At 32.1% G+C, this 21,690-nt stretch carries 22 protein-coding genes; 14 read left to right on the plus strand and 8 right to left on the minus strand.

Features of this window, described 5'->3' with window-relative positions:
* The first annotated feature begins 14 nt into the window (after positions 1–14).
* Both auxB and JQN76_RS09120 read left to right on the plus strand, forming a co-directional pair.
* Positions 15–1,034 carry a lipoteichoic acid stability factor AuxB gene (gene auxB, locus JQN76_RS09115; RefSeq protein WP_000145499.1) on the plus strand — a complete coding sequence of 340 codons (1,020 nt, stop codon included), beginning with the start codon at positions 15–17 and terminating at the stop codon, positions 1,032–1,034.
* A 282-nt stretch (positions 1,035–1,316) separates the two neighbouring features.
* Positions 1,317–1,736 (plus strand): DUF4064 domain-containing protein, encoded by a 420-nt coding sequence (locus JQN76_RS09120; protein ID WP_001080466.1) that lies wholly within the window; start codon positions 1,317–1,319, stop codon positions 1,734–1,736.
* Positions 1,737–1,817: 81 nt separating this feature from the next.
* Here JQN76_RS09120 and JQN76_RS09125 read toward each other — a convergent pair whose 3' ends face one another.
* Together JQN76_RS09125 and JQN76_RS09130 are read right to left on the minus strand one after the other, a co-directional pair.
* Positions 1,818–3,170, minus strand: coding sequence for an Nramp family divalent metal transporter (locus tag JQN76_RS09125; RefSeq protein WP_001060842.1), 1,353 nt, complete (start codon positions 3,168–3,170; stop codon positions 1,818–1,820).
* Positions 3,171–3,353: 183 nt separating this feature from the next.
* Positions 3,354–3,968 carry a YktB family protein gene (locus JQN76_RS09130; protein ID WP_000170610.1) on the minus strand — a complete coding sequence of 205 codons (615 nt, stop codon included), beginning with the start codon at positions 3,966–3,968 and terminating at the stop codon, positions 3,354–3,356.
* Between the two features lie 156 nt (positions 3,969–4,124).
* On the opposite strand from JQN76_RS09130, the gene JQN76_RS09135 reads away from it, so the two are divergent.
* Complete coding sequence (locus JQN76_RS09135) at positions 4,125–4,952, plus strand: inositol monophosphatase family protein (RefSeq protein ID WP_001240316.1); 828 nt, start codon at positions 4,125–4,127, stop codon at positions 4,950–4,952.
* 153 nt (positions 4,953–5,105) lie between these two features.
* On the opposite strand, the gene JQN76_RS09140 is transcribed toward JQN76_RS09135, so the two are convergent.
* On the minus strand, positions 5,106–5,297 hold the full coding sequence (locus tag JQN76_RS09140) for a DUF5325 family protein (RefSeq protein ID WP_000810620.1): 192 nt from the start codon (positions 5,295–5,297) through the stop codon (positions 5,106–5,108).
* A gap of 101 nt (positions 5,298–5,398) precedes the next feature.
* On the opposite strand from JQN76_RS09140, the gene typA reads away from it, so the two are divergent.
* Positions 5,399–7,246 carry a translational GTPase TypA gene (gene typA / locus JQN76_RS09145; RefSeq protein WP_000182654.1) on the plus strand — a complete coding sequence of 616 codons (1,848 nt, stop codon included), beginning with the start codon at positions 5,399–5,401 and terminating at the stop codon, positions 7,244–7,246.
* 139 nt (positions 7,247–7,385) lie between these two features.
* Here typA and JQN76_RS09150 read toward each other — a convergent pair whose 3' ends face one another.
* Together JQN76_RS09150 and JQN76_RS09155 are read right to left on the minus strand one after the other, a co-directional pair.
* A complete protein-coding gene (locus JQN76_RS09150) occupies positions 7,386–7,553 on the minus strand; it encodes a YlaI family protein (protein ID WP_001250275.1) in 168 nt (55 codons plus the stop codon).
* 1 nt (position 7,554) lies between these two features.
* Positions 7,555–8,037: a hypothetical protein gene (locus tag JQN76_RS09155; protein WP_000614712.1), complete on the minus strand. Its 483-nt coding sequence runs from the start codon at positions 8,035–8,037 to the stop codon at positions 7,555–7,557.
* Positions 8,038–8,177: 140 nt separating this feature from the next.
* On the opposite strand from JQN76_RS09155, the gene JQN76_RS09160 reads away from it, so the two are divergent.
* The 3 genes from JQN76_RS09160 (at position 8,178) to JQN76_RS09170 (ending at position 14,008) form a co-directional block, all read left to right on the plus strand.
* Entirely contained in the window at positions 8,178–8,453 is a 276-nt protein-coding gene (locus JQN76_RS09160) for an Fpa/YlaN family protein (protein ID WP_001118416.1), read from the plus strand.
* A gap of 313 nt (positions 8,454–8,766) precedes the next feature.
* Positions 8,767–9,993, plus strand: a complete 1,227-nt coding sequence (gene ftsW / locus JQN76_RS09165) for a cell division peptidoglycan polymerase FtsW (protein WP_000787940.1) — start codon at positions 8,767–8,769, stop codon at positions 9,991–9,993.
* Between the two features lie 553 nt (positions 9,994–10,546).
* Positions 10,547–14,008: a pyruvate carboxylase gene (locus JQN76_RS09170; protein WP_205397769.1), complete on the plus strand. Its 3,462-nt coding sequence runs from the start codon at positions 10,547–10,549 to the stop codon at positions 14,006–14,008.
* Positions 14,009–14,139: 131 nt separating this feature from the next.
* On the opposite strand, the gene JQN76_RS09175 is transcribed toward JQN76_RS09170, so the two are convergent.
* Positions 14,140–15,051 (minus strand): COX15/CtaA family protein, encoded by a 912-nt coding sequence (locus JQN76_RS09175; RefSeq protein ID WP_000467123.1) that lies wholly within the window; start codon positions 15,049–15,051, stop codon positions 14,140–14,142.
* Between the two features lie 439 nt (positions 15,052–15,490).
* Here JQN76_RS09175 and cyoE point away from each other — a divergent pair, with 439 nt between their 5' ends.
* The 4 genes from cyoE (at position 15,491) to JQN76_RS09195 (ending at position 18,702) form a co-directional block, all read left to right on the plus strand.
* Positions 15,491–16,402: a heme o synthase gene (gene cyoE / locus JQN76_RS09180; protein WP_000031401.1), complete on the plus strand. Its 912-nt coding sequence runs from the start codon at positions 15,491–15,493 to the stop codon at positions 16,400–16,402.
* A 24-nt stretch (positions 16,403–16,426) separates the two neighbouring features.
* On the plus strand, positions 16,427–16,888 hold the full coding sequence (locus JQN76_RS09185) for a DUF420 domain-containing protein (protein ID WP_000538766.1): 462 nt from the start codon (positions 16,427–16,429) through the stop codon (positions 16,886–16,888).
* Positions 16,889–17,214: 326 nt separating this feature from the next.
* Positions 17,215–18,252, plus strand: coding sequence for a CAP-associated domain-containing protein (locus tag JQN76_RS09190; protein ID WP_000733409.1), 1,038 nt, complete (start codon positions 17,215–17,217; stop codon positions 18,250–18,252).
* A gap of 15 nt (positions 18,253–18,267) precedes the next feature.
* Positions 18,268–18,702, plus strand: coding sequence for a YlbF/YmcA family competence regulator (locus JQN76_RS09195; protein WP_000606480.1), 435 nt, complete (start codon positions 18,268–18,270; stop codon positions 18,700–18,702).
* Between the two features lie 62 nt (positions 18,703–18,764).
* Here JQN76_RS09195 and JQN76_RS09200 read toward each other — a convergent pair whose 3' ends face one another.
* Complete coding sequence (locus JQN76_RS09200; protein WP_000757577.1) at positions 18,765–19,691, minus strand: lysophosphatidylglycerol phospholipase D; 927 nt, start codon at positions 19,689–19,691, stop codon at positions 18,765–18,767.
* A gap of 238 nt (positions 19,692–19,929) precedes the next feature.
* On the opposite strand from JQN76_RS09200, the gene JQN76_RS09205 reads away from it, so the two are divergent.
* Positions 19,930–20,184, plus strand: coding sequence for a YlbG family protein (locus JQN76_RS09205; protein ID WP_001049150.1), 255 nt, complete (start codon positions 19,930–19,932; stop codon positions 20,182–20,184).
* Positions 20,185–20,186: 2 nt separating this feature from the next.
* Here JQN76_RS09205 and JQN76_RS09210 read toward each other — a convergent pair whose 3' ends face one another.
* Positions 20,187–20,576 carry a DUF7147 family protein gene (locus JQN76_RS09210; RefSeq protein WP_000814565.1) on the minus strand — a complete coding sequence of 130 codons (390 nt, stop codon included), beginning with the start codon at positions 20,574–20,576 and terminating at the stop codon, positions 20,187–20,189.
* 69 nt (positions 20,577–20,645) lie between these two features.
* On the opposite strand from JQN76_RS09210, the gene rsmD reads away from it, so the two are divergent.
* Together rsmD and coaD are read left to right on the plus strand one after the other, a co-directional pair.
* A complete protein-coding gene (gene rsmD / locus JQN76_RS09215; protein ID WP_001263796.1) occupies positions 20,646–21,188 on the plus strand; it encodes a 16S rRNA (guanine(966)-N(2))-methyltransferase RsmD in 543 nt (180 codons plus the stop codon).
* A 1-nt stretch (position 21,189) separates the two neighbouring features.
* Entirely contained in the window at positions 21,190–21,672 is a 483-nt protein-coding gene (gene coaD, locus JQN76_RS09220) for a pantetheine-phosphate adenylyltransferase (RefSeq protein WP_000401377.1), read from the plus strand.
* The last annotated feature ends 18 nt before the right edge of the window (positions 21,673–21,690 follow it).

Consider the following 21,690-nt stretch of genomic DNA (forward strand, 5'->3'; position numbering starts at 1 on the left):
AGGAGTTGTAACGAATGACTGGAGAACAATTTACTCAAATTAAACGTCCAGTAAGTAGATTAACTGAAAAAGTTCTAGGTTGGTTATGTTGGGTGATGTTATTAGTGCTTACTGTCATTACGATGTTTATAGCACTTGTTTCATTCAGTAATAACACATCGATTGCTAATCTTGAAAATACATTAAACAATAATGCATTTATCCAGCAATTATTAGCTGGAAATGGCTATAATACAACACAATTTGTAATATGGTTACAAAATGGTATATGGGCTATTATCGTTTACTTTATTGTTTGTTTGTTGATTTCATTTTTAGCTCTCATATCTATGAATATAAGAATCTTGTCAGGTTTCTTATTCTTAATATCAGCAATTGTAACGATTCCTTTAGTTTTACTTATCGTTACTTTAATCATTCCGATATTATTCTTTATTATTGCGATGATGCTATTTATAAGAAAAGATAAAGTTGAAATGGTTGCGCCACAATATTATGAAGAGTATAACGGACCGATTTATGATTATCGTGAACCTGTGTATGAGCGCCCCCAACCGAAAGATGATTATTATGATGTGCCTAAATATGAAAAAGAATTGGATAAATCAAATACTGTATATGATCAAGAACAGGAAAGAGATAAATATGATCAATTTCCTAAACGTGCAGTTGAAAGTGAATATAATCATGATGAGCGCACTGAGGAAGAACCATCAGTATTATCCAGACAGGCTAAATACAAACAAAAAAGTACTGAAGAACTAGGTATTGAAGATGATGGTTATTATGCAGAACCTGAAGTTGATCCAAAAGAATTGAAAGCACAACAAAAGCGAGAAAAAGCTGAAATTAAAGCTAAGAAAAAAGAAAAACGTAAAGCTTATAACCAACGAATGAAAGAACGTAGGAAAAATCAACCTAGCGCAGTTAGTCAACGTCGAATGAATTTTGAAGAGCGACGTCAAATTTACAACAATGATATTTCTGAAGAACGCAATTCAAGTGAAGTTAAGGACAAAAAAGAGCAAGAATAAATATTGATGATACCCAGATTAGTAAGCAGAGGTCTTTTGCTTATTAATCTGGGTTTTTATATGAGGTTAATTATCGATAACGTTTAATTAAAGTGTTTAGGTGTCATAATTTTAAATGACGATTTCTCATTACCATACACCTAAATTACCATCAATCTGAATTCAGATGCTTATTATAAAAATTAGATGAAAAATATGTTAATATACAAGTAAATTAATGTGCGTATATCTATAGGCTCGTAGTATACTTATTAAAATATTAAACAAAGAAAGGATTTTAAGATGAATAGAAAACCTGAATTAATCATGGCTTGGATTGCAAATAGTATTAGTATTATTTATTTATTAGTTATGGGGCTATCCTATTTTTCTTTAAAAAGTGGTAATGCATCACAACGTGAAGAATTAGCGAAGCAATTATCTCAGAACGGTGGCAATGTTTCTTTAGATATGCTTCAGACAACAATGGGTGCATTAGCAATTATTTTATTAATTTCAACACTTTATGGTATATTTGCGACAATTTGTATTAAAGGGCGTAGAAAATTATCGATTATACTTTTTGTTATCGCGATAATTGTAAGTTTGATGGCTCTTAATTTAATTGCAATTGTCTTATGGGTTATCGTGATGATTATGTTGATTTCTAAAAAAGAATCAAAAGAAACAACACATAAGGACGATGAGTATATTTATCATTAATATGTTCATAGCAAAAGAAAAACCATTAAAATGTTAAGTTGTTAATTATTAGATACAACCAACATTTTAATGGTTTTATTTTTAACTTTGTAGTTCTTGGAATGTTTGAACGATTAAATAGACATTTAAAATACTTAGAATAATAATAAGTGTCCATGAAATGATATTAACCCATGTTTTATTATAGAAAGGTCCCATCAAGTCTTTATTACTAGTAGCTAATTGTAATGGTATTAAACAGAATGGCAGAGCAATACTTAAAAATACTTGAGAGAATACAAGTAGTTGCTCAATTTTAGCTGCATTACCTTTAAAAATGATTAAGCATACGATAACAGGAATGACAGCAAGGGAACGTGTAATTAAACGTCTTAACCAATTTGGTATGTGTAATCTTAAAAATCCTTCCATTACAATTTGTCCTGCTAAAGTACCAGTAATCGTTGAATTTTGACCTGACGCTAATAATGCAACTGCAAATAATGTACTCATGATTGCACCCATTGTTGCACCTAGTACAGGTTCAGTTTTTAAGGCGTGATATAAATCATAGAAACCACCTAAATCGTCAGCATTTGAGTTGAAAAATAGTGATGCTCCTAACACTAATAATAAGCAATTGACTACAAATGCGATTGATAACTGAATGTTCGAATCTATCGTAGCAAATTTAATCGCTTGCGCCTTTTCTTCATTGTTATGTCTTGAGTATGTTCTAGATTGTACAATTGATGAATGTAAGTACAAATTATGAGGCATAATTGTAGCGCCAATAATACCTAATGCAATATAGAGAATGCCGTTATTTGTAATGATTTCACTATGTGGTATAAATCCATTTAACACAGCATTCAACTGTGGTGATGAAATATAGACTTCAAATATAAAGATGAATAACACTGTGAAAATTAATGTACCAACAATAGCTTCAATTTTTCTAAAACCATATTTCATTATAAATAGTAGTAAAAATACATCAAGTACAGTTATTAGTGCACCGACGATTAAAGGTATGTTAAATAGGAGATTAAGAGCAATAGCACTACCAATAACCTCAGCAATATCTGTAGCGATAATTGCTAGTTCTGCAATGATCCAAAAGATTATAGCAATAGGTCTTGATAAATAATGTCGTGTCATTTGAGCTAAGTCCATACCTGTTGCTATTCCTAATCTCACTGTCATGCTTTGAAGTAACATTGCTGATAAACTTGAAATAAGAATTACGAATAGCAAAGTATAGCCATATTGCGCGCCACCTTGCATTGATGTTATCCAGTTTCCGGGATCCATGTAACCAACAGCGACTAATAACCCAGGCCCAAGAAATGATAAAAATTTCTGTTTATTTGAACTGCGATGATCGAATTTAATTGTATTGTTTATTTCGTCTAAACTTAATTGTTCATTTGTTGAATGTCGTTTATTATTCATTTTGACTCACCTCTACTTCTTATGGACAATATAATAACCTAATAAAACGTTTAGGTCAACCTAAATTTATTTTAATTTTTTTAAAAGTATGAATTATTATGTTGAACGTTCGATTTAATATTAAGAAAAAAGAGCACGAAATCATGGATGTGATTACGTGCTCTATTATTTAAACAAAGTTATTTATGCAGAATAAAATGGTAAGAACTGATCGAAGGTTTCTTCTAAAAATGCAATAAATGCTTTGTCACTTTTTAATCTTTTATCTTGTGGTGTGATTGCACGCGCTATAAAGAATTCACCTTTTTTCACATTGATGGCTCTTTGTATCGCTTCTATTAAATCATCATCCGTTAAATCTTTAATAAATGGTTTATCAGGTTTCATATGATCTAAGCAAACACGATAATCATCAGGTAATTGTTGAATAGCTTTAAATTTTCTTTCAAAAACTTTTGCACGTGTTGCTTTATCTTTTGCTTCATGCATGATTCCAAACATAACAAACAGTTGATCTTCAAACATACCAATTTGGAAATGAGGTAACATTTTATAGCCTCTTTTGTTTGTTGCAAAAGCAACCCATGTATCTTTAGGAGGATTCACACTTCTTCTAGCATGTTTTGCTACGTGAGGATAAAATGTTTCACCAGTTTGACTTGTAAAGAAGTCACTAAAATATTCTCCTAATTCACGGAGTTGTGGTCGTATGTATTCGTTTAAAGCTTCCATTCGTGCGTCTAAGCCTTCTACGTTGAACGCTTTGAAATCTTTAGGTTTAAATGTATATTTTGTCATAGAGTACCTCCTGTATAGTGTTTAAAAATATTGTAGCATATGTTTTATCAATTGCGGCTTAAGACGCTCTCATTAAAATTAGTATTTTCATTTTTATCATAAGAAGTTATTTTTATAAAATGTTGATGTATAATAAAGATGTTAGGAGATGATGTTATGGCACTTTATGGATTTGCCCAAGGACTTATTCAAGAAGCAGGAATTAGAATTAAACAATTGATGGAGCAAAATTTAACAATTGAAACAAAGTCAAATCCGAATGACCTTGTTACAAATGTAGATAAAGCAACAGAAGATTTCATTTTTGATACAATTTTAGAAACATATCCCAATCATCAAGTATTAGGTGAAGAAGGGCATGGTCATGACATCGATACTTCCAAAGGTACGGTATGGGTTGTTGACCCAATAGACGGTACATTGAATTTTGTTCATCAACAAGAAAATTTCGCAATTTCAATTGGTATTTATATCGATGGTAAACCTTATGCAGGTTTTGTATATGATGTTATGGCTGATGTCTTATATCATGCTAAAGTAGGGGAAGGTGCATATCGTGGTAGCCAACCCTTGAAACCATTGAATGATTCTAATCTAAGACAAAGCATTATTGGGATCAATCCGAACTGGTTAACTAAACCAATTTTAGGAGAAATCTTTAAAGAAATTGTTAATGATTCTAGAAGTGCAAGGGCATATGGTAGTGCAGCGCTTGAAATCGTTTCAGTTGCTACAGGTAATTTAGAAGCATATATGACGCCAAGACTTCAACCATGGGATTTTGCTGGCGGATTGGTTATTTTATATGAAGTAAATGGACAAGCTTCCAATTTACTAGGAGAACCATTAACAATTAGTGGTCCAAATTCAATCTTAGTTGGAAATCGTGGTCTCCATCAAGAAATTAGCAATGATTATTTAGAGCCCCACCATGATGCGTTAATACAATTACATGAACAACGATTTAAAAGAAAATCAAAATAATTACCAAAAGCGTAATATGTAGTCCTAACAATTAGGTAACATATTACGCTTTTATACCTTAAATAATAAAAACACGCGCCAATATAAAACCAGTTAAATGTTCATCATGAACATGTGTGGTCTTAAATCAACGCGTGTTATTGTCGATATAACTTATAGCCAATCGTTTTCTCGATATTTTTTCTTTGTAGTAAATCCAATTCCAAAGGTTGCAACGAGTAATATAAATGTTAAAATCATCATTGGTACATTTGATGCACCAACAGCAAAACTAAATAATACTAAGAAAACAACAGCTAATATAGAAAATACCCAAAAGATATTTTTAGATTTTTTTTGTTTCATCCTATCCCCACCTTTTGCTTATCTTTTCTCAATTATATGATATAATAAAAAAGTTGTAATTAAAAGTGGGATTTTACTTAAGAAAGAAGGAAACTATTTATATGACTAATAAAAGAGAAGATGTCCGCAATATAGCAATTATTGCTCACGTTGACCATGGTAAAACAACTTTAGTAGATGAGTTGTTAAAACAATCTGGTATATTCAGAGAAAATGAACATGTCGATGAACGTGCAATGGACTCTAACGATATCGAAAGAGAGCGTGGAATTACGATTCTAGCCAAAAATACGGCTGTTGATTATAAAGGTACACGTATTAATATTTTGGATACACCAGGACATGCAGACTTTGGTGGAGAAGTAGAACGTATTATGAAAATGGTTGATGGGGTTGTCTTAGTAGTAGATGCGTATGAAGGTACAATGCCTCAAACACGTTTTGTACTTAAAAAAGCGCTAGAACAAAACCTGAAACCTGTTGTTGTTGTTAATAAAATTGATAAACCATCAGCACGTCCAGAGGGTGTTGTAGATGAAGTTTTAGATTTATTTATTGAATTAGAAGCAAACGATGAACAATTAGAATTCCCTGTTGTTTATGCTTCAGCAGTAAATGGTACAGCTAGCTTAGATCCTGAAAAGCAAGATGATAATTTACAATCATTATATGAAACAATTATTGATTATGTACCAGCTCCAATTGATAACAGTGATGAGCCATTACAATTCCAAGTAGCATTGTTGGACTACAATGATTATGTTGGACGTATTGGTATTGGTCGTGTATTCAGAGGTAAAATGCGTGTCGGAGATAATGTATCACTAATTAAATTAGACGGTACAGTGAAAAACTTCCGTGTAACTAAAATCTTTGGTTACTTTGGATTAAAACGTTTAGAAATTGAAGAAGCACAAGCTGGAGATTTAATTGCTGTTTCAGGTATGGAAGACATTAATGTTGGTGAAACTGTAACACCACATGACCATCAAGAAGCATTGCCAGTTCTACGTATTGATGAGCCTACTCTTGAAATGACATTTAAAGTTAACAATTCTCCATTTGCTGGCCGTGAAGGTGACTTTGTAACAGCACGTCAAATTCAAGAACGTTTAAATCAACAATTAGAAACAGATGTATCTTTGAAAGTTTCTAACACAGATTCTCCAGATACATGGGTAGTTGCTGGTCGCGGTGAATTGCATTTATCAATCCTTATTGAAAATATGCGTCGTGAAGGTTATGAATTACAAGTTTCAAAACCACAAGTAATTATTAAAGAAATAGATGGTGTAATGTGTGAACCATTTGAACGTGTGCAATGTGAAGTGCCACAAGAAAATGCAGGTGCTGTTATTGAATCATTAGGTGCACGTAAAGGTGAAATGGTTGATATGACTACAACTGATAATGGACTTACACGTTTAATCTTTAATGTACCGGCTCGTGGTATGATTGGTTATACGACTGAATTTATGTCAATGACAAGAGGTTACGGTATTATTAACCATACATTTGAAGAATTTAGACCACGTATTAAAGCACAAATTGGCGGTCGTCGTAATGGTGCATTAATTTCAATGGATCAAGGTTCTGCAAGTACTTATGCCATTTTGGGACTTGAAGATAGAGGTGTAAACTTCATGGAACCTGGTACTGAAGTTTATGAAGGTATGATTGTTGGTGAACATAATCGTGAAAATGATTTAACTGTTAACATCACTAAAACAAAACATCAAACTAACGTACGTTCTGCAACGAAAGACCAAACACAAACAATGAATAGACCGCGTATTCTAACATTGGAAGAAGCGTTACAATTCATTAATGATGATGAACTTGTTGAGGTTACACCAGAAAGCATACGTTTAAGAAAGAAAATTTTAAACAAAAATGTTCGTGAAAAAGAAGCAAAGCGTATCAAACAAATGATGCAAGAAAACGAATAATTTAACATAATAAAAGAGAAGCTGAGCGATGAAAGTTGCTTAGCTTCTCTTTTGGCATATAATATTTGAAAAAGTGTTTAAATGCTATTATTTCCTGTTACTTTCACATTTTCAAATTTCTAACTTGTTTATTCAGATATTAATCGAGCGGATAGTGTTGCGCACGTTGTTTAGGTGTGTCTAATCGACTTTTACAATCATCACACATAAATGTTCGAATAGGATTGTTTTTAAGTCGTTTAGACTCAGTTGTGCGCTCATCTATAAATACTTTTGCATCACAGATAATGCATTGCACTTGTCTCAAATTAAATCACCTCAATATGAGTTACATGGTTGATTCGATATGAATAACCATCTTCTTGATTGTAAATAAAACTATCTACACCATTATCGCTGTAAAGTCGTTTACCGTCTTTTGCAAATTGGAAAAATAAATAGGGTAATAGATCTATCGGTATATCTAAATGATCATGCTCATTTGATAATCGAATAGTAGTTGCAGAGTCATGTGGTTCGGAATGTTTGAAAAATGGTGTCATATTAATGACAAATGAACCTTCTAACATGGCACGTTTTTTATATTTTATTTCTGAATTTAAAGTAGGCGGATTAGTTTGTCCTTCTAGGATAGCACGATTCCATTCATGATTATCTTCAAAGTCGATTGGTTTTGAACCATCAAATACACCTTTTTCTAAATCTTCGATGCTAACTTTTCTATCATCGAAAATCCAAGTCGTACTATCTAATGTTATAGGAAACTTTACGGCTCCTTTAATTTGTATCATTTTCCCACTCCCTATCAATGTATATAGCATTATTTTAACACAAATTGCTAACGACACATTTTAAATCTACTTGCTTTTTAATATTTAGTAAGATAAACTTTTAGTAAGACTTGAGAATTTATATAGAGGGGGAGCGTGTCATGGCGAAACAAGCAACAATGAAAAATGCAGCTTTGAAACAATTGACTAAAGATGCTGATGAAATCTTGCATCTGATTAAAGTTCAACTAGATAATTTAACATTACCTTCATGCCCATTATATGAAGAAGTACTAGATACACAAATGTTTGGACTTCAAAAAGAAGTTGATTTTGCTGTTAAATTAGGTTTAATTGACCGCGAAGATGGCAAACAAATTATGTTACGTCTTGAGAAAGAACTTTCAAAATTACATGAAGCTTTTACACTTGTTTAAGGTTTAATATATAAGCATATTAAAATGGCGTGAGATATCGACAATTGAGCTGCGCCGATTTTATATTTATAGTTTAATTACTGATTAAAGTGGCTGTTATGTTGTCTTCTTGATGACATGTCAGTCACTTTTATTGGGTTTTAGCAATTCACGATATTAAGTAAACAAATATTCTATAAATTACCTCAAGAGACCTGTTAATATTTGTGATTATGACTGTGTCATGTATATAATAAGTAACATGGATTTTTAAAATTAAAGTATAAAACGAAATCATTTGAAGTATAAATTGTAGAATTGGATGACTGAATATATGAAGAATTTTAGAAGTATTTTACGGTATATTGGTAAAACCTCAAAGTTTATTGATTATCCGTTATTAGTTACATATATTGTATTGAGTTTAATTGGATTAGTTATGGTATATAGTGCAAGTATGGTTCCAGCAACTAAAGGCACATTGACTGGTGGTATCGATGTTCCAGGAACGTATTTTTACAACCGACAATTAGCATATGTCATAATGAGTTTTATAATTGTATTTTTTATTGCATTTTTAATGAATGTTAAATTACTGAGTAATATTAAAGTGCAAAAAGGTATGATTATAACTATCGTCTCACTATTATTACTGACGTTAGTAATAGGTAAAGATATTAATGGTTCTAAAAGTTGGATAAACTTAGGATTTATGAACTTACAGGCATCTGAGTTATTAAAAATTGCAATCATATTATATATCCCATTTATGATCAGTAAAAAAATGCCTAGAGTATTAAGTAAACCAAAATTAATTTTAAGTCCTATTGTATTAGCATTAGGTTGTACGTTTTTAGTTTTCCTACAAAAAGACGTAGGGCAAACATTACTAATATTAATTATTTTAGTTGCGATCATTTTTTATTCAGGAATTGGGGTAAACAAAGTCCTAAGATTTGGTATACCAGCAGTGCTAGGATTCTTAGTAGTATTTGTCATTGCATTAATGGCTGGTTGGTTACCAAGTTATTTAACAGCCAGATTTAGTACGCTAACAGATCCATTCCAATTCGAATCAGGAACTGGATACCATATTTCCAATTCATTGCTTGCGATAGGTAACGGTGGCGTATTTGGAAAAGGATTAGGAAATAGTGCAATGAAATTGGGCTATTTACCAGAACCACATACAGATTTTATTTTTGCAATTATTTGCGAAGAATTAGGTTTAATCGGAGGATTGCTAGTTATTACTTTAGAGTTCTTTATTGTATATCGTGCCTTCCAGTTTGCAAATAAAACATCATCATATTTTTATAAACTTGTGTGTGTTGGGATTGCCACATACTTTGGAAGTCAAACGTTTGTAAACATTGGCGGTATTTCGGCAACAATTCCATTAACTGGTGTGCCATTGCCATTTATCAGCTTTGGTGGATCATCAATGATTAGTTTAAGTATTGCTATGGGATTACTTCTGATTGTAGGTAAACAAATCAAAGTAGACCAGCAACGAAAGAAACAACAACAAAAAGTTGATATAAGAAGACAATTTAATTAAAAAAATACTAGCCAATATTTAGTACGAGATGACTTCTGTCATTAAGCAATGCTAAACATTGGCTATTTGTATACTCTTTGTCAAATTGGACTGATGAGTTCAATAACGGAAGTTAGGCAACCAAACAACGCTTAACTTCCTTTTTGTTTTGATATTACGAGATTACTCATGATTATCAAATTTTATAAACAAAACAACGTATAATTATAACTAAATTTTATGACTAAAAATTACTAAATGTGGTGGCGAAATTAGAATCATGATGATAAGATAAAGTTATCGCTATTGATAATAAATGTTGATGTTTTGCAATTTTATTTTTAATTTTTTAGAGTTGTAGAAATCGAAAATGTTTCACAACAAAAACGTGAACTACCTGTTGTTGCATAGTCATTTTTGAAATTATTATTTCTGAAGCGGAGGTTTTAATTGTCTCAAGAATGTTAAATTTTGAAAATTTGAAACATAACTATAGCAAAACAGAGCGCTTTAAGATAAAATTTTATTATCTAATTAGTTAGAAAATTCTAATAGTTTGAGGAGTGTATCGCTATTGAAACAAATAAAAAAGTTACTTGTTGCTAACCGTGGAGAAATTGCAATTCGTATATTCAGAGCGGCGGCAGAATTAGACATCAGCACAGTTGCAATTTATTCGAATGAAGACAAAAGTTCATTACATAGATATAAAGCAGATGAATCCTATTTAGTTGGAAGTGATTTAGGTCCTGCTGAAAGTTATTTAAATATTGAGCGTATCATTGATGTAGCAAAACAAGCGAATGTGGATGCGATTCATCCTGGCTATGGATTTTTAAGTGAAAATGAACAATTTGCGCGTCGTTGTGCAGAAGAAGGAATTAAATTTATTGGTCCTCATTTAGAACATTTAGATATGTTTGGAGATAAAGTTAAAGCTCGTACAACGGCTATCAAGGCAGATTTACCAGTTATTCCTGGTACAGACGGTCCAATTAAATCATATGAATTAGCAAAAGAATTTGCAGAAGAAGCTGGTTTCCCGCTAATGATTAAAGCCACAAGTGGTGGCGGCGGTAAAGGTATGAGAATCGTTCGTGAAGAAAGTGAATTAGAAGATGCTTTCCATAGAGCAAAATCAGAAGCAGAAAAATCATTTGGTAATAGTGAAGTTTACATAGAAAGATACATTGATAATCCAAAGCATATTGAAGTACAAGTCATAGGTGACGAACATGGAAATATCGTACACTTATTTGAACGTGATTGTTCAGTACAACGTCGTCATCAAAAAGTTGTAGAAGTTGCACCATCAGTTGGATTATCATCAACATTACGTCAACGTATTTGTGATGCTGCAATTCAATTGATGGAAAATATTAAATATGTCAATGCAGGTACTGTTGAATTTCTAGTATCTGGTGACGAATTCTTCTTTATAGAAGTTAACCCTCGTGTACAAGTAGAGCATACAATTACAGAGATGGTAACAGGAATTGATATTGTTAAGACACAAATTTTAGTTGCAGCAGGTGCCGATTTATTTGGTGAAGAGATTAATATGCCGCAACAAAAAGATATTACAACATTAGGCTATGCCATCCAATGTCGTATTACAACAGAAGATCCGTTAAATGATTTCATGCCGGATACTGGAACAATCATTGCTTATCGTTCAAGCGGTGGCTTTGGTGTACGTCTTGATGCTGGAGATGGTTTCCAAGGTGCTGAGATATCACCTTATTATGATTCATTACTCGTAAAATTATCTACACACGCGATATCTTTTAAACAAGCAGAAGAAAAAATGGTACGTTCATTACGAGAAATGCGTATTCGTGGTGTTAAAACTAATATTCCATTCTTAATTAATGTAATGAAGAATAAAAAGTTCACAAGTGGTGATTACACAACTAAATTTATTGAAGAAACACCAGAACTTTTCGACATTCAGCCGTCTCTAGCTAGAGGTACTAAAACATTAGAATATATAGGTAATGTAACAATTAATGGTTTCCCAAATGTTGAGAAACGTCCGAAACCAGACTATGAATTAGCATCAATTCCAACTGTATCTTCAAGTAAAATCGCTTCATTTAGTGGTACGAAACAATTGCTTGATGAAGTAGGTCCAAAAGGTGTAGCTGAATGGGTTAAAAAGCAGGATGATGTCTTACTAACAGATACAACCTTTAGAGATGCACACCAATCATTATTAGCTACACGAGTTAGAACTAAGGATATGATTAATATCGCATCCAAAACAGCGGACGTATTTAAAGATGGTTTCTCACTAGAAATGTGGGGCGGTGCTACATTTGATGTGGCATATAATTTCTTGAAGGAAAACCCATGGGAACGACTTGAACGTCTACGTAAAGCTATCCCAAATGTATTATTCCAAATGTTGTTACGTGCTTCAAACGCAGTTGGTTATAAAAACTATCCTGATAATGTTATTCATAAATTCGTACAAGAAAGTGCTAAAGCAGGCATAGATGTCTTTAGAATTTTCGATTCATTAAACTGGGTAGATCAAATGAAAGTTGCCAATGAAGCAGTACAAGAAGCGGGCAAAATCTCTGAAGGTACTATTTGTTATACAGGTGACATTTTAAATCCTGAGCGATCAAACATTTATACTTTAGAGTATTATGTCAAACTAGCTAAAGAGTTAGAACGTGAAGGTTTCCATATTTTAGCGATTAAAGATATGGCAGGCTTATTAAAACCTAAAGCCGCTTACGAATTGATTGGTGAGTTGAAATCAGCTGTAGATTTACCAATTCATCTTCACACTCATGATACAAGTGGTAATGGTTTATTAACATACAAACAAGCAATAGATGCTGGTGTCGATATCATTGATACTGCTGTTGCTTCAATGAGTGGTTTAACAAGTCAGCCAAGCGCCAATTCGTTATATTATGCATTAAATGGCTTCCCGCGTCACCTTAGAACTGATATTGAAGGTATGGAGTCACTTAGTCATTATTGGTCAACTGTACGTACTTATTATTCAGACTTTGAAAGTGATATCAAATCACCGAATACTGAAATTTATCAACATGAAATGCCTGGTGGACAGTATTCGAATTTAAGCCAACAAGCTAAAAGTTTAGGTTTAGGCGAAAGATTTGATGAAGTTAAAGATATGTATCGCAGAGTGAATTTCTTATTTGGTGATATCGTAAAAGTAACACCATCGTCTAAAGTAGTTGGTGATATGGCACTTTATATGGTACAAAATGATCTTGATGAACAATCCGTGATTACAGATGGCTATAAATTAGATTTTCCAGAATCAGTAGTGTCGTTCTTCAAAGGTGAAATAGGACAACCTGTAAATGGTTTTAATAAAGATTTACAAGCGGTTATTTTAAAAGGCCAAGAAGCACTAACAGCTCGTCCAGGTGAATATCTAGAGCCAGTTGATTTTGAAAAAGTCCGTGAGTTGCTTGAAGAAGAGCAACAAGGTCCTGTTACGGAGCAAGATATTATTAGTTATGTACTATATCCAAAAGTATATGAACAATATATTCAAACTAGAAATCAATACGGAAACTTATCGTTACTTGATACGCCTACATTCTTCTTTGGAATGCGTAATGGTGAAACAGTAGAAATCGAAATCGATAAAGGTAAACGATTAATTATTAAACTAGAAACGATTAGTGAACCAGATGAAAATGGTAATAGAACGATTTACTATGCGATGAATGGTCAAGCGAGACGTATTTACATTAAAGATGAAAATGTGCATACAAATGCGAACGTTAAGCCAAAAGCAGATAAGAGTAATCCAAGTCATATCGGTGCGCAAATGCCAGGTTCAGTAACTGAAGTCAAGGTTAGTGTAGGTGAATCTGTGAAAGCTAACCAGCCGTTGCTAATTACTGAAGCTATGAAAATGGAAACAACAATTCAAGCACCATTTGACGGTGTGATTAAACAAGTAACTGTAAATAATGGTGACACAATAGCGACAGGCGATTTATTAATCGAAATTGAAAAAGCAACTGACTTAAATGATTAAAATAAAACGAGATTACACAACAATTGACGTGTAATCTCGTTTTTACATGGCTTAGGTTTAATTTTAAATATTGATATAAAAAAACCGTAATTTTAATGGGCGTGCCATTAAAATTACGGTTTGCTTTTTTGTTATTGCTTGTCACTTCTTACTGATCGTAACATTAGCATGATAAAGTATGTTGTCATACCAAATAAATAAGTGATAAATAATGCATGGAAAAGTGCGATTATCAGGTTAACATTTGTCATAATAGATAATGCACCTGTGATAACTTGTAATATAACAAGTATAAATGCAGCTGTATAACCATAATGAACAGTACGGTTATTTGGATAATTTTTAACAGCGTGAATATAAGTAATCATAATAATCGTAAACACTATAAAAGCCATGATACGATGCGTGAGTTGAACCCAATCTTGTTCTGAATGTGGTACAAGATCGTGGAATGGCAATGGCCAACCACCATATGCTAAACTTGCATCCGCATGTCTCACTAGTGCACCAGTATAAACACCACAATAAATGATGATTGCCATTAACCATGTTAAACGTCTTAATGGCTTTTTGATATATAATTCGTCAGCTTCATATTTTTGATCTATAGAGAAAATAATCAATGTTATTAAAAATACAGATGAGAAACTGATTAATGATATACCAAAGTGCAATGCTAAAACGTAATCGTTTTGTTGCCAAATAACAGCAGCAGCTCCGATTAATGCTTGCAATAATAAGAATCCAACACTAATGATTGATAAAGGTTTAATTTCTTTAATATAGCCTATATGTTTCCATGCAGTGATAACTAACCATAAGACCATTAATAAAGACAAAGCTGAAACGGCTCTATGACTTAACTCAATAATCGTATCAATAGGAAAGAATTCTGGAATCAACGCACCATGACATAGTGGCCAAGAAGAACCACAACCATCAGCTGATCCGGTTTTGGTAACCAAGGCTCCACCAAGTTGTACAAATGTCATCATTAACGTTGCTACGACACCTAACCATTTTAAATTCTTTTTGCCAAACAATTTATACACCCCATCATAAAAAAACGCATCACTGAGAATTAGAATTAATAGCCGGATTTGAGATGATACTATAAATTGACCTGATTGTAGGATATGAAAAGATGGGATCCAACGCAGGAAATATGATTTAATTTTACAAGTATTGTATGTGGACGACATAAAAAGAACTTAATCGTAATGATTTTTTTATTGGGATAATTATGTAATCCACGTTTACTCAAATTTGAAGCTTAAATATTAATCTCTTTTAGATGCATGATTCTACTTATTAAAATTTTCTAACATATACATTATAGCAATAAATTAAATGTTATTTGTGTCACAAAATTGACATTTTCTCTTGTCGTTAATTTGTCACATTTTAATTTTATTAAACCTAGTCTTTTTATGCAATCTATGATATCATAATCTTATATGAACAAATTTAAGGAGGGGGATTATGAGCAAAGAGCATACTTTGTCACAAAATATTAGCAGAGTTAACTTCAAAGAATTGCAACAGATAATTAAAATGGGACTTGTTCAAGGTAACTTAATTCCGGCTTTTGCGGGCGCATGGCTAGCAGTTGTAATGACAAATCATTCCTTCTTATCATCAATACCTCAAATTTTATTAATGCTATTTGGATCTACTTTAATTATGGGTGGCGCATGTGCGTTAAATAATTATTACGACCAAGATATTGATCGTATTATGCCTAGTAAACAAAATAGACCAACTGTAAATAATAGAATTACAGATCAAAATTTATTACTATTAAGTTTTGGTATGATGTTAGTTGGAGAAATTTGTTTGTTTTTATTGAATATACCATCAGGCGTACTTGGTCTTATGGGGATTGTAGGTTATGTGTCTTATTACTCAATATGGTCTAAAAGACATACAACATGGAACACAGTGATTGGGAGTTTTCCTGGAGCAGTACCACCACTAATTGGATGGGTTGCAATTGAAGGACAAATTAGTTTAACAGCGATTGCGCTGTTTTTAGTTGTATTTTGTTGGCAACCAATTCATTTTTATGCCTTAGCTATTAAACGTAAAGATGAATATGCACTTGCAAATATTCCAATGTTACCATCAGTTAAGGGCTTTAAACGTACACGTGTCAGTATGTTTATCTGGTTGATTATTTTATTGCCAGTACCTTTATTACTAATAAATTTAGGTGTCGTATTCGTAGTGTTAGCTACATTATTAAATTTAGGATGGATTGCATTAGGTTTAACAACATTTAAGAAAAATTCAGATCAAACAAAATGGGCAACACAAATGTTTATATATTCACTAAATTATTTAGTGATCTTTTTCGTGTTAGCTGTGATTGTTTCATTACTTACTTTGATCTAGATTAATTAAGTTAGGATGAAAAATATGGGCGTTCCAATTTTACCAACGATTAGTACGACATGTATTGTCATTAGTGCAATTTTAATTGCCATTGGTTGGAGACTTATTTGGAAAAGGGAAATAAATAAACACAAAAATGTTATGTTAGCTGCAGCTGTTTTTGCTTTAACTTTTTTCTTAATCTATGCAAGTAGAACGATTTTTATCGGTAATACAGCATTTGGCGGACCAGCATCAATTAAGAAATATTATACGATTTTCTTATTTTTCCACATTAATTTAGCAACAATTGGTGGTATTCTAGGCCTAGTTCAAATTATTACTGCATTTAAAGATAAATATAATGTACACCGCAAATTCGGGCCATTCGCTTCAGTTATATGGTTCTGTACTGCAATTACAGGTGTAGCAGTTTACTTATTATTATATGTATTATATCCAGGTGGAGAAACGACATCACTGATTAAAGCAACATTTGGTCATTAATATGCTTATACAAATGATACTAATCTGATAAGGCAATTTGTTTTATCAGGTTTTTTGATGAAGAATAGTCGGACAGTTGATGGTATTCATTTGATACCTTAACTGTCCATTTTTTTATACATATTTTAATCTTAATAATGAAATTCAACCTGAAAACATAAAGATAGGTTATGATATAGAGTGTAGGGAAAATCTTTATGACGTTAAAATTATGCCTGAAGATGATTTTGTTTTATCGAAACGACACAGTTATGTCAGTGTTGAAAATTTGCTAATTAATGTGTTGTTTTTTACAATAGTATTAATACTTTTTAGGTGGTTGATTGATGAAAAAGTTAATTATAAGAGTCGTCGGTGTATTATTTTTAGTTGGATTTTTAATATATCTTTTTTATTCACCGAGATTAAAATTTGATGTATTAGAGAACCCGAATAAAGGTAATAAAGTAAATAGATCTGAACAGGTGAATAAATCAAATAACCATGCTGAAAATCCAAAGCCTAAAGAAGGTGTTGGTACATGGGTAGGTAAAGATATTAAAGTGCTTACTTCTAAATTTGGACAAGCAGATCGTGTCTACCCTTTTAGAGATGGTTACAAAAATTATGTGTTTAAAGACAAAAACAGTTATTACATTGTTTCAACTAAACGTGAAGAGATCGTTTCAGTGTATGCTACAGGTGAGAAAGTCAATGTTAGTCCGTTAAAAATAGGACAACATTCTGCAGAAATTTTTAATCATACAAGTATTAATCCAGAACCGTCCTTTAAAGTTGATGGTAAAAAATATGAATTTGAACTTTCAGATGAAGATTTAAAAACACAAACACTGATTAAATATGGCGACATATATGCACAAGTGTATTCTGATCAACAATCGAAAAAGGTGCTAAGTGTACGATTTTTAACAAAAGAAATGTTAGCAGATATTGAACCTTATCAATTAAATTCTAATTCTACGTCAGAAGAGCATAATAAGCGTCCAGTTGAGCAAAATCCAAATCAATTAATTTCTCTTTATGAAGTAACGAATGAAATGAGAAAATTAAAAGGATTAAAACCATTGAAAATCAATAGCGATTTAGCACATATTGCATCTAATAACTTATATGAAGCGACCTCTAATGGTTCTGATAGTGTTGAATTTACAGAGGACGCATTAAGAGGGCAATTAGATAAAAATCACGTTACTTATAAAACAACTGCTCAAAATGTTGGTTATGCGTTTAATGATGTACCAACATTAATCCATAGTTGGATGAATTCAGATATACATCGATCTCGTCTATTAAATTCAAAATACGATGAGATGGGTGGAGATGTAATGAGAGATTATTATTCACTAATTTTCTTAGAAAAATAACAATGAGGGGTATTTATGATTAATGAAGCTTCACTAGCGATATTAGATGATATTGATGAACTAGCTGATATGATAGTTGCATCAGATATTTATGCATCATTTGAGCAAGCTAAACAGGCGCTCGAAAACAATGACGAAGCACATTTACTTTATCAATCATTTTTAAAATCAAAAGAGAAATATGATGAAGTAATGCGATTCGGGAAATATCATCCTGATTATAAGAAAGTTATGTTAGAGACAAGACAACGCAAAAGAGCATATGAGATGCTTGACGTTGTGATGCATTACAAAGCTAGGGAAATGGCACTTCAACATTTAATAGATGAAGTTGTTACGAAAATTGCGTACGCTGTTTCAGAACATGTCAAAATAGAAACAGGTAATCCATTCTTTCAAACATCACATAGTGGTTGTGCGACGGGCGGATCCTGTAATTGTTCATTATAAAAAACATCGAGTCAGAAAAAGGTGGTTATTGAAACCACTAACTAGCATCTGACTCGATGTTTTTATTTATTCGGGATTGTTTGTTTGAATTGTTGTGCTAAATCTGGTCGATCTGTCACAATCGTGTGTGCACCTTTTTGGTATAAATCATTCATCAGATCTATACTATTTACGCCATAATAGCCTGGAATGATATTCATATCATTTAACCATTTGATAAAACGAGATGAAGTCAAATCAATGCCTTTAAAATGAGTAGGCATTTGGAACGTTTGTGCTAATGGTTGGTAGTACCTACCACCTAATAAATGATATTTTAAAAATGCTTCTGTAACTTCCTGTTGGCTAGCACCAATTGCGACGGATCCTTGTGCAATTTTATTAAAACGAACGATTTGTTCTTTATAAAAACTTGTCACAAGAACGCGGTCAAATGCTTGATTTTCTGCAATTGTATCAAACATAATTTGTGGTGCGATTGAGCCTTCATAGGATTCAGGAGCATCTTTTAAGTCTACGTTTATATACATATCAGGATATTGCTTCAGCAACTCATCGAAGGTTAGTATAGCTGTGTGTGCATGACCACGATATGGTGTTTGTCCATTGATATCTTTGAAGTGATAAGCTGCGTCTAATTTCTTTAATTCTGCTAATGTATGGGCACTAACTTTTCCAGAGCCGTTCGTCGTTCTATCAACAGTTGCGTCATGAAAAACGATAAGCTGTTGATCTTTTGTGAGTCTCACATCTGTTTCAAAGCCATCAACGCCTAATTGTTTAGCATAGTCAAATGCAAGTTGCGTTTGCTCTGGTCTTAAAGCCATACCACCGCGATGCGCAAATATATATGGTGCATTGCCTTTGAAAAAAGCAGGGATGGTTTGCTTTTTAGTAATCACTTTATTTTTATTGATCATTAATAGACTACTTAAAAATCCAGCACCGACTAGTACCGCATTTAAAATGTTTCTGTTTACTTTTTTCATAGAAAATTCCTCCTCGTTTACTTTTATAGCTTAACAAAATCATAGTTCTGACTACAGCGAAATGTGTGGTTAATCATATAGTGATGCTCTTGAAAATTGAATTAATATAATGATGTTTAATATAATCTAAATACATTTATCGAGCAATTACATAAGACATAATTAAGGTAGCTTAATATTTTAAAATTAATAAAGACATGATATGATTAATGCTGAAAATAAATGGAGTGAGGTTTAAATGAATTTAATCCCAAGAACTAGTATTGTAGTTTATTTAAAACATATGAAACATGAACGACAAATCCGAAAATATGGACATATCGTTCATTCAAATAGAGATCGTAAATTTGTAATTATGTATGTGAATGAGCAGGATGTTGATCAAATTGTACATAAACTAATGCAACTTAAATACGTTAGACACATTGATGGCTCACCATATAAATACTTAAAGAAAACTTACGAAAAAGAGAAACACGAAATATATAATTAATATTATTGAAGTTCTGGTATCCATTTTTGGAGCCTTAACACACTAATTAAATAATTATAATATAACGATAAATCATGAAATGCTTGAGGGGGCTGTACATCGATACCTAAAATAGGTATGTCGAATTTTTCAGCACAATCATTAATCATTTGAAACTTTTTATTTGAATCTGGATATGGATATTTAATAGCGTTAATCATGATATAAAATGCTTGGAAATGATTGCCAGTTGTAGGGTTCATAATGATTGCTACAGATGACTTTTTATTTTCAGCTTGTGGTGAATGAAAATAGATAATTTTATCAATACGTTGATGGTTATATTCAATCATCGTCATGAATTCGAACAAATCTGTTAGACCTTCACCAAGTGTAATAAATGTTTGTTTCATTGGTTTATCATTCTCCTTTTTCTCAATAAATTATATTAAATAACTAAATGAATTGGAAGTGTGAACAACATGCGCGTCATTGCAGGTAAACATAAAAGTAAAGCTTTAGAAAGTATGGAAGGCCGTAATACGAGACCAACTATGGATAAAGTTAAAGAAGGTATCTTTAATAGTTTATATGATGTGTCAGGTATAGGTTTAGATTTATTTGCAGGAAGCGGGGCGCTTGGAATAGAAGCACTCTCTCGAGGTATGGATAAGGTAATCTTTGTTGATCAAAATTTTAAAGCTGTAAAAGTTATTAAATCAAATCTTGCGAATTTGGATTTAGAGGCACAATCTGAAGTTTATAAAAATAATGCAGATAGAGCTTTAAAAGCATTGTCAAAACGTGATATTCAATTTGATGTCATTTTCTTAGATCCACCTTATAATAAAGGTCTCATTGATAAAGCTTTAAAACTAATTTCAGAGTTTAATTTATTGAAAGAAAATGGTATCATCGTTTGTGAATTTAGCAATCATGAAGAAATAGATTATCAACCGTTTAATATGATTAAACGTTACCATTATGGGTTGACAGACACATTGTTATTAGAAAAGGGAGAATAGCATGGAACATACAATAGCGGTCATTCCGGGTAGTTTTGACCCCATTACTTATGGTCATTTAGACATTATTGAGAGAAGTACAGATAGATTTGATGAAATTCATGTCTGTGTTCTTAAAAATAGTAAAAAAGAAGGTACGTTTAGTTTAGAAGAGCGTATGGATTTAATTGAACAATCTGTTAAACATTTACCTAATGTCAAGGTTCATCAATTTAGTGGTTTACTAGTCGATTATTGTGAACAAGTAGGAGCTAAAACAATCATACGTGGTTTAAGAGCAGTCAGTGATTTTGAATATGAATTACGCTTAACTTCAATGAATAAAAAGTTGAACAATGAAATTGAAACGTTATATATGATGTCTAGTACTAATTATTCATTTATAAGTTCAAGTATTGTTAAAGAAGTTGCAGCTTATCGAGCAGATATTTCTGAATTCGTTCCACCTTATGTTGAAAAGGCATTGAAGAAGAAATTTAAGTAATAAAATAACAGTATTTTA

The organism is Staphylococcus sp. SM3655, assembly GCF_016917315.1.
GTDB lineage: Bacteria > Bacillota > Bacilli > Staphylococcales > Staphylococcaceae > Staphylococcus > Staphylococcus aureus.

What these genes read in the sequence shown, in the direction of transcription:
- JQN76_RS09140 (WP_000810620.1), bottom strand. Translation starts at nt 5,297, where the DNA reads ATGAAACAAAAAAAATCTAAAAATATCTTTTGGGTATTTTCTATATTA.
- JQN76_RS09135 (WP_001240316.1), top strand. Translation starts at nt 4,125, where the DNA reads ATGGCACTTTATGGATTTGCCCAAGGACTTATTCAAGAAGCAGGAATT.
- JQN76_RS09205 (WP_001049150.1), top strand. Translation starts at nt 19,930, where the DNA reads ATGAATTTAATCCCAAGAACTAGTATTGTAGTTTATTTAAAACATATG.
- JQN76_RS09160 (WP_001118416.1), top strand. Translation starts at nt 8,178, where the DNA reads ATGGCGAAACAAGCAACAATGAAAAATGCAGCTTTGAAACAATTGACT.
- typA (WP_000182654.1), top strand. Translation starts at nt 5,399, where the DNA reads ATGACTAATAAAAGAGAAGATGTCCGCAATATAGCAATTATTGCTCAC.
- JQN76_RS09190 (WP_000733409.1), top strand. Translation starts at nt 17,215, where the DNA reads ATGAAAAAGTTAATTATAAGAGTCGTCGGTGTATTATTTTTAGTTGGA.
- JQN76_RS09155 (WP_000614712.1), bottom strand. Translation starts at nt 8,037, where the DNA reads ATGATACAAATTAAAGGAGCCGTAAAGTTTCCTATAACATTAGATAGT.
- rsmD (WP_001263796.1), top strand. Translation starts at nt 20,646, where the DNA reads ATGCGCGTCATTGCAGGTAAACATAAAAGTAAAGCTTTAGAAAGTATG.
- JQN76_RS09125 (WP_001060842.1), bottom strand. Translation starts at nt 3,170, where the DNA reads ATGAATAATAAACGACATTCAACAAATGAACAATTAAGTTTAGACGAA.
- JQN76_RS09210 (WP_000814565.1), bottom strand. Translation starts at nt 20,576, where the DNA reads ATGAAACAAACATTTATTACACTTGGTGAAGGTCTAACAGATTTGTTC.
- JQN76_RS09185 (WP_000538766.1), top strand. Translation starts at nt 16,427, where the DNA reads ATGGGCGTTCCAATTTTACCAACGATTAGTACGACATGTATTGTCATT.
- JQN76_RS09200 (WP_000757577.1), bottom strand. Translation starts at nt 19,691, where the DNA reads ATGAAAAAAGTAAACAGAAACATTTTAAATGCGGTACTAGTCGGTGCT.
- JQN76_RS09120 (WP_001080466.1), top strand. Translation starts at nt 1,317, where the DNA reads ATGAATAGAAAACCTGAATTAATCATGGCTTGGATTGCAAATAGTATT.
- ftsW (WP_000787940.1), top strand. Translation starts at nt 8,767, where the DNA reads ATGAAGAATTTTAGAAGTATTTTACGGTATATTGGTAAAACCTCAAAG.
- cyoE (WP_000031401.1), top strand. Translation starts at nt 15,491, where the DNA reads ATGAGCAAAGAGCATACTTTGTCACAAAATATTAGCAGAGTTAACTTC.
- auxB (WP_000145499.1), top strand. Translation starts at nt 15, where the DNA reads ATGACTGGAGAACAATTTACTCAAATTAAACGTCCAGTAAGTAGATTA.
- coaD (WP_000401377.1), top strand. Translation starts at nt 21,190, where the DNA reads ATGGAACATACAATAGCGGTCATTCCGGGTAGTTTTGACCCCATTACT.
- JQN76_RS09130 (WP_000170610.1), bottom strand. Translation starts at nt 3,968, where the DNA reads ATGACAAAATATACATTTAAACCTAAAGATTTCAAAGCGTTCAACGTA.
- JQN76_RS09195 (WP_000606480.1), top strand. Translation starts at nt 18,268, where the DNA reads ATGATTAATGAAGCTTCACTAGCGATATTAGATGATATTGATGAACTA.